Source organism: Francisella marina (assembly GCF_008369785.1).
In the GTDB taxonomy this organism is placed as follows: domain Bacteria; phylum Pseudomonadota; class Gammaproteobacteria; order Francisellales; family Francisellaceae; genus Francisella; species Francisella salimarina.
Map to the genome: position 1 here is coordinate 213,338 of NZ_CP043552.1, position 12,543 is coordinate 225,880.

Here is a 12,543-nt window from a genome sequence, read left to right on the forward strand (position 1 = left end):
ATTCTTTATTCATGCTATAATTCTTTACTAAGAATATACAATCTCTACTATAAAATTATGAAATTTAAAACGCTATTATCGTTATCAGAGCTTTTTTGGAATATTTTTAAAGATATATTAGTTTTACTATTTTTGGCTATTTTTGTATTTGTAAGTAGAGTCGTGATGATTTTTCTGAGATTAATTAATAAGATTCTTAAAGTTACTGGTGTCAAAAAGCGTCTAATGCAGTAGCATGAATACAAATAAAGCTTCATTTAATGATTATCTTAATCAGATACCTACCAAACTTCGAGGCAAGTTTATTTCAGCCATTAATAACAATAAGTTACCAAGACAGCAGCTACTGACTGATTTACAGCTTTTGGCTGAACAGACTAGCCAAAAGGTTTTGCCTAAAATAACTTATTCGGATCTTCCTGTTGCTGAAAAAGTTGATGATATAAAAAAGCTTATACAAGATAATCAAGTTATAGTTGTAGCAGGAGAAACTGGCTCTGGTAAATCAACTCAGTTACCCAAAATTTGTCTTGATTTGGGCTTAGGAAAGCGCGGCCTAATAGGACATACTCAACCAAGAAGACTTGCGGCTAGATCTATTGCTAGTAGAGTTGCTACTGAGATTGGTGATCAATCAAAAGTATCTTTTAAAATACGCTTTTCAGATCAAACTTCTGAAAATACCTTAATCAAGGTGATGACAGATGGTGTGCTATTATCTGAGATTAAAAATGATAAGTTTTTATCACAATACGAAGTTATTATTATTGATGAGGCTCATGAAAGAAGTTTAAATATTGACTTTTTAATTGGTTGTATAAAAAAGATACTACCATATAGACCTGATTTAAAAGTAATCATTACCTCAGCAACTATAGATCATCAGAAGTTTATAGATTATTTTCAGAATGCTAAAGATATCACAATTAGTGGTAGAACATACCCTGTTGAAATCCGTTATCAAAATGATGAGGATTTTGAAGAGTTTTCATTACAAGAGAGAATATTGTATGCTCTTGATGAACTTGGCAGAGGAGATGTTTTAGTCTTTTTGCCTACAGAAAGAGATATTCATGAAACATTGGCATATTTAAATAAACAAGATCTTAGATTTACAGAAGTTTTGCCTTTGTTTTCGAGATTATCAAATAAAGATCAAAACAAAATATTCAACCCAGAAGGTTCTGTACGTAGGGTTATCTTAGCAACTAATGTTGCTGAAACATCTCTGACAGTACCGCGTATAAAATATGTCATTGATTCGGGTTTGGCGCGAATAAGTAGATATAGCTATCGTACAAAGGTGCAGCGCTTACCAATAGAGAAAATTTCTCAAGCAAGTGCTAATCAAAGAGCAGGTCGATGTGGTAGGTTATCAGCTGGTATATGTGTGCGCCTGTATAGTGAAGAAGATTTTAATAATCGTAAAGAATATACCGATCCTGAGATTTTACGTACTAATTTAGCGTCTATTATTTTGCAGATGTTGTTTTTAAGATTAGGAAGTATTCAAAATTTTCCATTTATAGATTTGCCTGATTCAAGATTTGTTAAAGATGGCTTTAAGCTCTTGTTTGAATTACGAGCTATTTCCGAGCTTAATTATTCAAAGCCTAAAATTACTGATGATGGGATGAAGATGGCAATTATGCCATTAGATCCTAAGTTAGCAAAAATAGTTATAGAAGGTCATAGACAAAATACTCTTAGAGAGATTGTCTCGATTGTTAGCTTTTTAAGTGTACAGGATCCGCGTGAGAGACCTTTGAATTTTCAGCAAAAAGCTGATGAAAAACATGCTATTGATAAAGATAAATCTTCTGATTTCATAGCGATTTTAAACTTGGCAAATAGACTAAACTCTGACTTAAAAGGCTTATCAAATAGAGAAAAAAAAGAATATTTTAAAAAGAATTTTATTTCGCCGGTTAGATTTAATGAGTGGAATGATATTTATCGACAAATTGTTGAAGTTGTTCACCAGTTTAAATGGAAATTATCATCAAATGAAAAGCTTAATTATGAGAATCTACACAAAGCCATAGCTAGTGGTTTTTTGAGTAATGTTGGATTTAATTATGAAGCTGCAGAGTACTTAGGAGCAAGAGGGCTTAAGTTTTTTATATTTCCGGGATCTTCTCAGTTTAAGGCTAAACCAAAATGGTTACTTTCATCGGAAATTGTAGAAACTACTAAGACATACGCTCGGAATGTTGCAAAAATAGAGCCTGAGTGGTTAGAAGGTGTTGCTGAGCATCTTGTCAAAAAACATTATGATGAGCCTATTTGGAGCAAAAAGCGTAGAGCTGTTGTAGTCAATGAAAGAGTAACTCTTTATGGCTTAGAGATAGTTTCAAAAAGATCTGTGCAATACGCTAAGATAAATCCTCAAGAGGCTAGGGAGATATTCATTCGAGAAGCTCTTGTTAATGGCAACTTTGATTCTAAAGCGTATTTCTATCAGCAAAATCTAAAGCTTATAAATCAAGTTGAAGAGCTCGAAAACAAATCACGCCGAAAAGATATTTTGGTTGATGAAGAGGTAATGTTTGCACATTATGATAGCTTTATCCCAGATGATGTTTGTAGTGGTGCAACATTTGACAAATGGTTAAAGTCGGTCACAAAAGAGCAGCAAAAAGGCTTTATCTTTGATATGGAAAGTCTAATGCAGCATGATGCTAAAGAAATTACGCAACAGAAGTTTCCAGATGTTTTGACTGTTGGAGATATGCATTTGCCATTAGAATATCACTTTGACCCATTGGATGAGAGGGATGGTGTAACAGTTACTGTACCAATAGTTTTTATCAATGATATAAACCCTGCTGTTTTAGAGTGGGGAGTCTATGGTTTTTTGTATGACAAGATTGTCGCTTTGTTACGTGCTTTACCAAAAAATATTCGCAAAAATTGTGTGCCAGTGCCAACTTATGCTCAAGCTATATTTGAATCAATAGATTTTGATAAGGATAGGTACTCTCCTTTGAAGTCTGTTATTGCTAAACATATTACGCGAATAGTAGGTTTTGTGGTAGATGAGACAGTGTGGCAGGATGAGGAGTTGGAGAAACATCTTGTGCTGAATGTAAAAGTTGTTGATGAGCAAGGTAAAACACTAGCTGTTGGTAAGGATATTTATATATTAAAGCAAAAGCTTAAAAACCTTGTAGCTAAACCAAGCCAAGAAATTGATGAGATGGTTTATTATGATTGGGATTTTGCAGATATCGCAATGACTAGTCAAATCAAAGAGTACGGCATAACGGTCAAAGTCTATAATTGTTTGGAGGAGTATAAAGATGGCGTGAAGCTATCTTATAAGGCAACACTTGATGAGGCTAAGCTATGTATGCAAAAGTCTTTGAAAAGATTAATTAAACTACGCTTACAGAATCAGCTATCAAAAAATATCAAAAGTAATGATCTAACAAGCTTATCAATGTCGTTAAAACTAAGTGATTCAAAAGATAATGTGGTTGATAAAGCTATAGATTTGAGTTTTTTTGATAATATTGAATTGCCACATACCAAAGCAGATTTTGAAAAATTCTATGCTTTGGGGATGCAGAACTTTGCTTTAAATAAAACCAAAGTTGAAGCGTTGCTTTTAGAAATAACAAAGTCTAAGTCGCAGCTTGAAAAAAAACTTAATGTTAAAAAAATACCACTTAAATTTATCGAACTTTTTACAGATGTTAGGAATGAGTTTACTGAGCTTTTTACAGGTGATTATATCTCTCAACCCGTAGAGTTTTTACAGAGGTATAAATACTATCTTCAAGCATTAGAAAATAGGCTAGAAAAAGCTAAATTAAATCTCCAAAGAGATCGAGGATATCAAATAGAAGTTAGTGAGCTAAGATCCAAATTGGTTAAGAAAATAACAGTTAATCATATTGGTAAAAGCGAGTTGATTGGTATAAGAGTTAGTAACTTAATTCAGGAATTATGGGTGTCTTGGTATTTGCAGAATGTTAAGACCATCGAATCAGTATCATATAAGAAGATTTTAGCTTACATAAATGAGATATAGTCAAGATACTTTGATATAATTAAACAACTGTAGGTATTGTTTTTGCTTTATGAGATATTTGTACGATAAGAGGGTTCTTAATTTTGCAGTGATTATAGTTTTGACTATTGTGACTGTTAACTGGACTTCTTATATTTTTAAGCAAGATGTTAATCTGTATTTTTTACTTACGCTTATTTTTTTGAGATGCTTAGCATCATTTTTACTTCTGCGTGACTACATGGCTAGTTGGCGTAAGTCGACACAGAAGACTTTTTTGCGTAAGGTGTTTATCAATATTCCTGTATTTTTGATTGTAGCTTTTGCCTTTTATGGTCAGGTTAGATTTGCGCTTATTTTCTCTGAGTTTCTATCTTATGTATTTTTAATTAATTTGAGTGTATATTTTTATTGGTATCTTACTAATAGAAGTCAAATAGAGAAAACAAAAACTGCTGTTATTTATGGAGCAGGTGCGGCCGGAACAAAAATAGCCCAAGAGTTATCGGCGACAGGTTACCGTATTAAATTTTTTGTTGATGATGATAAGGCGCTACAAAAGAGAAGTATTGATGGCAAGAGGGTTTTATCAAGCTCGAAGTTGCGTAAAGAGCTACGTTCTTCAAGGTTTGACTTGTTAGTTGTTGCACTGCCTAAGAGTGCTAATCATATAGTTAAAAAGATTTATAAAAAACTAGAATCAAACTTTAATCAGATTAGGATCATGCCTCCTCTTGAAGATGTGCTTCAAGACGAAAGTTTTATGTCACAGTTAAAACCTGTTTCAGTATATGATCTTCTATCAAGGGACTCTAAGAGCCTTGATCAAAAATCTATCTCAAAATTTATCAAAGATAAAGTTATCCTAGTTACAGGCGCTGGTGGCAGTATAGGCTCTGAGATTGTTAGACAATGTATTAAGTATGAGGCAAAACAGATAGTTTTACTTGATCATAGCGAGTTTAATTTATATAAGATTACAGAAGAATGTCACGGATATAATACCAAAAGTATCCTATGTTCAGTATGTGATCGAGAGTCATTTGCTAAAGTTTTTAGTAAATATTCGCTAGATATAGTTTTTCATGCAGCGGCATATAAACATGTCCCTTTGGTAGAGGAGAATATCTCTCGGGCTATCAGAAATAATATTCTAGGCACAAAAAATGCTATAGACTTAGCTACTAATTCAGGTGTTGACTCATTTATCTTGATATCTACAGATAAAGCTGTGCGTCCAACTAATGTTATGGGAGCTACTAAAAGGGTTTGCGAGTTATACTTACAAAATGTTGATTCAAAAAGCACTAAGCTTGCTGCTGTTAGGTTTGGTAATGTGCTAGGAAGTAGTGGTAGTGTTATACCAAAATTTGAAGAACAAATTCGAAACGGTGGTCCTGTTACTGTCACTCACCCAGAGATTACAAGATATTTTATGCTTATTCCTGAGGCTTGTGAGTTGGTATTGCAAGCTGGTGCAATTGCCAAAAACTCAGAGGTTTTTGTGTTAGATATGGGTCAGCCTGTCAAGATACTGGATCTTGCCAAGCAGTTTATTAAACTATCAGGTAGAGATGATATTGGTATCGAGATAATAGGACTGCGTCCAGGTGAGAAACTGTATGAAGAACTACTTATTGATGAAAATGATATTAGTACCGATTACAAAGATATCTTTATTGGTAAAAGAACTTTTTATGATTTTGAAGAGTTAGAGAATAATCTTCAGGAATTGTTTGTAGTACAACCAGATAAGCAGTTAGAATTGTTGAAGAATATTGTTCCAGAGTTTGATCATAAGTTAAATGGGTAGATGGCTATGTTGTATGAGTTTCTAAAAAGATTTTTAGATATTGTTTTGTCTTTTGTGGGTTTGGTTCTTTTAAGTCCGGTATTTTTGATTGTTATATTGATGATAAAAAAAGATTCAAAAGGTCCTATACTCTTTAAACAGAAGCGCTATGGTAAGGGTGAGAAGTTCTTTTATATATATAAGTTTAGAACGATGTATGTTGATACTCCTAAGGATATGCCAACACATATGTTACAAGATCCGTCTAAGTGCATTACAAAAGTTGGAGCTTTTTTGAGAAAGACCTCTCTAGATGAGTTACCTCAGGTTATAAATATCCTAAAAGGTGAGATGAGTATTGTTGGGCCAAGACCTGCATTATGGAATCAAGACGATTTGATTGCTGAGCGAGATAAGTATGGAGCTAACGATGTGCCTGTTGGATTGACTGGATGGGCGCAAATTAATGGTCGTGATGAATTGCCGATTGCTCAAAAAGCTAAGCTTGATGGTGATTATGTTAAATACAAAAGTACTTGGTTTGATATTAAATGCATATTTTTGACAGTCTTTTCAGTATTTGCTAGTAAGGGCGTTGTTGAAGGTGGTACTGGTTCACTAGATAACAAAAAAGATAATAAGTAATAATGAGAAAAGTCTTAATTACTGGGTTAAATAGCTATATTGGTAATTCTTTTGAGAAGAATTGCGGAGATGATTTTATAATCGAAAAAATATCACTAAAAGATGAGTCATGGCAAACATTAGACTTTAGTAAATATGATGCTATATTGCATGTTGCTGGCATTGCACATACTTCAAAAGATCCTTCTTTAAAAGATAAATACTATGCTGTAAATACTGAATTAACTTATGAGTTAGCCAAGATAGCTAAAAGCTCAGGTGTCAAACAGTTTGTATTTATGAGTAGTATAATTGTATACGGAGATAGTGCGCCAATTGGGCAGCAAAAAATCATCACAAAAGATACTCAGCCTCGACCGGATGATTTTTATGGAGATAGTAAGCTTCAAGCAGAGCTTAAGCTAAAAACTTTAGTATCAGAAGATTTTGGTGTTGCAATAGTTAGACCTCCAATGGTATATGGAGACGGCTCGAAAGGTAACTATCTTAAGCTTGTTAAGCTTGCTAAGTATGCTTTTATTTTCCCTAAGATAGCAAATCAGAGAAGTGTGATACATGTTGATAACCTTACTAGTCAATTGAAAGATATTATAAGTAATAATTATGTGGGGATATTTTTACCTCAAGATGATAAGTATTTTTGTACATCTGAATTTATCAAAGAGTATCGACAGAAATTAGGTAAAAAAACATATTTAACAGTCATTTTTAATCCATTAATCAAGTTAATGGCGACTAAAATAGGGTTTTTGAATAAAGTTTTTGGTAGTATGGTGTACAAGAAATAGCATATTTAGACTGTTTGGGTTTGTAGAAAAATGCTTTTAAAAGTAATATAATTTCAGGATGTATGGTTTCGTTGTCTAAAGCGATGTTAGAGGAGTGGTAGTGATAAACCTAATACTTTGTGGTGGTAGTGGTACTAGGCTTTGGCCTATTAGTAGGAAATTACTACCAAAACAGTTTGTGAAGATGTTTAGTGATAAATCACTGTTTCAGTTAACTGTTGAGAGAAATTCTAGTTTGTGTGATTCAACAATGGTTGTCTCAAATGAGGGGCAATTGTTTTTAGCAAAAGATCAGTTGGGTGAGCTAGGTATTCTAGATAAAAGTATCTTTCTAGAAGAACCTGTCGGTAGAGATACTGCCCCTGCAATTGCCCCGGCATGTATGAAATTAGATCCACAAGAAATAGTATTTGTAACTCCATCAGATCATGTTATTAATGTTGATGATGAATATAGAAGTATATTAGTTCAAGCTAAGAAATTAGCTAAAGATGGTTCTCTAGTGACATTTGGCATTACACCAACTTTTGCTAATACTGGCTTTGGATATATCAAGTCAGCTGGTAATTTTGATGTGGAGAGTTTTCATGAAAAGCCAAATGCTGCTACAGCAGAGAAGTTTTTGGCAGATGGCTCATATTACTGGAACTCGGGGATGTTTATGTTTCAGGCAGGAGTTTTCTTAGAAGAGCTAAAGAAATATTCTCCAGAAATATATGATGCGTGTGTTGAAGCATATAATAATAGCGACCTAGATAATTCTGATGCTATTAAGTATGATGATATGATGAGTATTCCAGCTAAATCTATAGATTATGCTGTGATGGAGAAATCCAACAAAATAAAGATGGTTGTTGCTGATATTGTGTGGAATGATGTGGGTAGCTTTGACTCGCTATTTGATCAATTACCTAAAGATGACAACAATAATACGATAAATAGTAATCATATTAGTATTGATAGTAAAAATAACCTGATCCATAGTGAAAAAGGTCCTAAAAAGGTTGCTACTATTGGTGTTGAGGATCTGATAGTTGTCGACAGTGGTGATGCTCTTTTGATTGCTAAAAAAGGTAGTTCTCAACGAGTTAAAGAGGTTGTTGAGCTTCTAAGTGACGATCTTAAAAACATCCACTTGACAGCACATAGGCCTTGGGGTACGTATACTGTGCTAGAGGATACTCCCGGCTATAAAATCAAGAAGATAGAAGTTAAGCCTGGCAAAAGATTATCTCTACAGAAGCATTATCACCGTAGCGAACATTGGATAGTGGTTTCAGGTACTGCTACAGTGACTAAGGGAGATCAGGAGTTTATTGTTAGACCTAATGAATCTGTGTATATTCGTATGGGTGAAGTGCATAGGTTAGCAAATAATGGTAAGATTCCAGTGGTACTGATAGAGGCACAAGTCGGTGAGTACACTGGTGAAGATGATATCGTTAGATTAGAAGATGATTTTAATAGAATTTAATTTGATAAAGTAAATATAAGGATTGCAGATGAAAAAAGTAGCATTAATTACAGGTATTACTGGTCAGGATGGTTCATATTTGGCTGAGTTTTTATTAAAAAAAGGCTATATTGTTCATGGTATCAAAAGAAGAAGTTCGCTTTTTAATACAGATAGAATTGATCACTTATACCAAGATCCTCATGTTGAGAATAGAAATTTGATTCTACACTATGGTGATATGACTGATTCTATGAATCTAACGAGAATTATTGCTGATACTCAACCAGATGAAATCTATAACCTAGCTGCGATGAGTCATGTGCATGTATCTTTTGAAACTCCAGAATATGTTGCTAATGCTGATGGTACTGGTACTTTGAGAATTCTTGAGGCTGTTAGACTTCTTGGATTAGAGAAAAAGACTAAAATCTACCAAGCAAGTACTTCTGAGCTTTATGGTAAGGTTCAAGCAATTCCGCAAAGTGAGACTACACCATTCTATCCAAGATCACCTTACGCAGTGGCTAAAATGTATGCATTCTGGATTACAGTTAACTATAGAGAAGCGTATGACATGTTTGCTTGTAATGGTATTTTGTTTAACCATGAGTCTCCAGTGCGTGGAGAGACTTTCGTGACTAGGAAGATTACAAGAGCGGCATCTAAGATAGCACTTAATCTTCAAGACAAGCTGTATCTAGGTAATCTAGATGCTAAAAGAGACTGGGGTCATGCGAAAGACTACGTAAGAATGATGTGGATGATTCTACAAGCTGATCAGCCAGAAGACTGGGTAATTGCGACAGGTCAAACTACTACAGTTAGAGATTTTGTTAAATTATCATTTGCTTATGCAGGCATTAACCTTAGATTTGAAAATGAGGGTGTTGATGAGATTGGAGTAGTTGATTCAGTAGATTTAGCTAGAGCTGAAAAAGCAGGTGTTGACTTATCTCATATATCAGAAGGTCAGGTAGTTGTTTGTGTAGATCCTAGATATTTCAGGCCTACAGAAGTAGATCTATTATTAGGTGATCCTACAAAAGCTGAACAAAAATTAGGTTGGAGTAGAGAATATGATCTTGAGCATCTTGTAAATGATATGATGGAAAGTGATTTGAAACTGATGACGAAAGATGTTTACCTAAAAGAAGGTGGCTATAAAATTATGAGCTATTTTGAGTAAGGGATTATTTGAAATGCATAAAGATAGCAAAATATATGTGGCTGGACATAGAGGATTGGTTGGCTCAGCTATTATTAAGAATCTTCAATCTAGAGGCTATACTAATTTAGTATTGAGAACTCATGCTGAACTTGATTTAACTAATCAAAATGATGTTGAGGATTTTTTTAGGACTGAAAAGCCTGAGTATGTAATTTTAGCAGCTGCTAAAGTTGGTGGAATTGTTGCGAATAATACTTATCGAGCAGAATTTATCTACGATAATATTCAGATTCAAAATAATGTTATCCATCAAAGTTATGTGAATGGTGTGAAGAAGCTCCTATTTTTAGGTAGTACATGTATATACCCTAAAGAAGCTCCACAGCCTATGCCAGAAGATTGTTTATTAACTAGTCCATTAGAGTATACTAATGAGCCGTATGCTATTGCAAAGATAGCTGGTATCAAGATGTGTGAGAGCTATAATCTGCAGTATGGAACAAACTTTATATCTGTGATGCCAACTAACTTATATGGTCCAAACGATAACTTTGATCTTGAGAAATCTCATGTTTTACCAGCGTTGATTAGAAAGATACATCTTGCAAAACTTCTAAATGAAGGCAGGGCAGAGCAGGTGTTGTTAGATCTGAAAGTAAACTCTATTGAAGAAGTTAGACAGTACTTATCTAAATTCGGTGTGGATGAGAGTTCTGTAGAAATATGGGGAACAGGCAAGCCTAGGAGAGAATTTTTATATTCTGAAGATATGGCGGATGCATGTGTGTTTTTACTAGAAAATAGAGACTTCAAGGATACCTATTCTAAGGATGCTAAAGAGATAAGAAATACTCATATCAATATCGGTACTGGAGTTGATATCTCTATCAGAGAGTTAGCTGAGCTTATTAAGGGTGTAATTGGCTTCAAAGGTGAGCTTAAGTTTAATGCTGATAAGCCAGATGGTACTATGGTCAAGCTCACAAATCCTTCTAAACTGCATTCTCTTGGTTGGAAACATAAAGTAGAGCTTGAAGATGGTATTAGAAGAATTTATGACTGGTATCTATCAAAGTCTTAAATTCTAATTTAATATTAAAAGTCTTTTATTTCTCAGAATATTTTCAACATACTTAGTTCTTCGATTGAAATTATGGCTGGCTATTCGTATACTATCATATAAGTATAAAGATTGTTTTATTAGGTGTTTTTATGAAAGGTATAATTCTAGCTGGCGGAAGTGGTACAAGATTGTACCCGATTACAAAGGGCGTGAGTAAGCAACTTACGCCGATATATGACAAGCCGCTTATATATTATCCACTTTCTGTGCTTATGTTAGCTGGTCTGAAAGATATACTTATAATTACAACAGAACAAGATCAGTCTAGTTTTAAGAATCTTTTAGGAGATGGGTCTGATCTTGGTATCAATCTTGAGTATATCACACAGCCTAGTCCAGATGGGCTTGCTCAAGCTTTTATATTAGCTGAGGAATTTTTGGCAGGTGATTCAGCTTGTCTTGTGCTTGGGGATAATATTTTTTACGGTCATGGTCTACCAGAAATGTTTGCTGAAAGTATCCAAAATGTAGAAAAAGAAAATTGTGCTAGTATTTTTGGCTACTATGTTGATGATCCAGAGAGATACGGTGTTGCAGATTTTGATGCTGATGGTAATGTGGTTAGTATTGAAGAGAAACCAAAAGTACCTAAATCAAATTATGCAGTAGTAGGCTTGTATTTTTATCCTAGTGATGTCGTAGCTAAGGCTAAGCAAGTGCAACCATCAGAGAGGGGAGAGTTGGAGATTTCTACTCTTAATCAAATATATCTTGATGAAGCGCGTCTTAAAGTTAAGACTATGGGCAGGGGATATGCATGGCTTGATACTGGTACACATGAGAGTATGTTGGCTGCGAGTAACTTTATCCAAACTATAGAAGATAGACAAGGGCTAAAGGTCGCATGTCTTGAAGAGATCGCTTATGAGATGAGGTATATCTCGAAAGAGCAACTTCTTAAATTAGCACAACCACTCAAGAAAAATCAATATGGTCAGTATTTGATAAAAAGAGCAAAAGAACGAGCAGTACCACGATGAGATTTACACGTACGCATATTGAAGATATAATTATATGTGAGCCAACGGTTTACGGTGATGATAGAGGTTATTTTGTAGAGACTTTTCGTCAAGATAAGCTCTTTGATTTCTTGGGTTATCAGATTGATTTCTGTCAAGATAATGAGTCTAAGAGCTCCTATGGTGTACTTAGAGGCTTACATTATCAGCTAGCTCCACATGCGCAGACCAAGCTTGTTAGAGTGATCCAAGGTAGAGTGCTTGATGTGGCTGTGGATATCCGTAAGGGTAGTCCTACTTTTGGTCAATATGTCGCGGTTGAATTAAGTGATGAGAACAAAAAACAAATACTTATACCAAGAGGTTTTGCTCATGGCTTTATCGTTTTAGAGGATGATACTGTATTTGCATATAAAGTTGACAATTATTATGCTCCCGAGTGTGATAGAGGTATTGCTTTTGATGATGAGAGTATTGCTATAGACTGGCAAGTACCTACAGATAAGCTCAAGCTTTCAGCAAAAGATATAGCTCAGCCTAAGTTGAATAATACAGTTGATTTATTTGAGTATGGTAAAAATTATTATTAATGCTAAA

At 34.3% G+C, this 12,543-nt stretch carries 10 protein-coding genes; all 10 read left to right on the top strand.

The features are described from left to right. Window positions 1-57: 57 nt before the first annotated feature. The gene (locus tag F0R75_RS10120) at window positions 58-234 is read left to right on the top strand and encodes a hypothetical protein (RefSeq protein ID WP_187985970.1); all 177 of its coding nucleotides are present in this window, start codon (window positions 58-60) and stop codon (window positions 232-234) included. Window position 235: 1 nt separating this feature from the next. Further along, complete coding sequence (gene hrpA, locus F0R75_RS01125) at window positions 236-4,036, top strand: ATP-dependent RNA helicase HrpA (protein WP_149368648.1); 3,801 nt, start codon at window positions 236-238, stop codon at window positions 4,034-4,036. A 49-nt stretch (window positions 4,037-4,085) separates the two neighbouring features. Beyond that, on the top strand, window positions 4,086-5,828 hold the full coding sequence (locus F0R75_RS01130) for a polysaccharide biosynthesis protein (protein WP_149368647.1): 1,743 nt from the start codon (window positions 4,086-4,088) through the stop codon (window positions 5,826-5,828). Between the two features lie 6 nt (window positions 5,829-5,834). Next, on the top strand, window positions 5,835-6,452 hold the full coding sequence (locus F0R75_RS01135; RefSeq protein ID WP_149368646.1) for a sugar transferase: 618 nt from the start codon (window positions 5,835-5,837) through the stop codon (window positions 6,450-6,452). A 2-nt stretch (window positions 6,453-6,454) separates the two neighbouring features. Beyond that, window positions 6,455-7,240, top strand: a complete 786-nt coding sequence (locus F0R75_RS01140) for an NAD-dependent epimerase/dehydratase family protein (RefSeq protein WP_149368645.1) — start codon at window positions 6,455-6,457, stop codon at window positions 7,238-7,240. A 100-nt stretch (window positions 7,241-7,340) separates the two neighbouring features. Next, complete coding sequence (locus F0R75_RS01145; protein ID WP_149377174.1) at window positions 7,341-8,714, top strand: mannose-1-phosphate guanylyltransferase/mannose-6-phosphate isomerase; 1,374 nt, start codon at window positions 7,341-7,343, stop codon at window positions 8,712-8,714. Window positions 8,715-8,742: 28 nt separating this feature from the next. Then, window positions 8,743-9,882, top strand: a complete 1,140-nt coding sequence (gmd, locus tag F0R75_RS01150; RefSeq protein WP_149368643.1) for a GDP-mannose 4,6-dehydratase — start codon at window positions 8,743-8,745, stop codon at window positions 9,880-9,882. A 13-nt stretch (window positions 9,883-9,895) separates the two neighbouring features. Then, on the top strand, window positions 9,896-10,945 hold the full coding sequence (locus F0R75_RS01155) for a GDP-L-fucose synthase family protein (RefSeq protein ID WP_149368642.1): 1,050 nt from the start codon (window positions 9,896-9,898) through the stop codon (window positions 10,943-10,945). A 131-nt stretch (window positions 10,946-11,076) separates the two neighbouring features. Continuing rightward, the gene (gene rfbA / locus F0R75_RS01160) at window positions 11,077-11,967 is read left to right on the top strand and encodes a glucose-1-phosphate thymidylyltransferase RfbA (protein WP_149368641.1); all 891 of its coding nucleotides are present in this window, start codon (window positions 11,077-11,079) and stop codon (window positions 11,965-11,967) included. After that, window positions 11,964-12,536 (top strand): dTDP-4-dehydrorhamnose 3,5-epimerase, encoded by a 573-nt coding sequence (rfbC, locus tag F0R75_RS01165; RefSeq protein ID WP_149368640.1) that lies wholly within the window; start codon window positions 11,964-11,966, stop codon window positions 12,534-12,536. Before rfbA ends, rfbC begins: the two co-directional genes overlap by 4 nt. The last annotated feature ends 7 nt before the right edge of the window (window positions 12,537-12,543 follow it).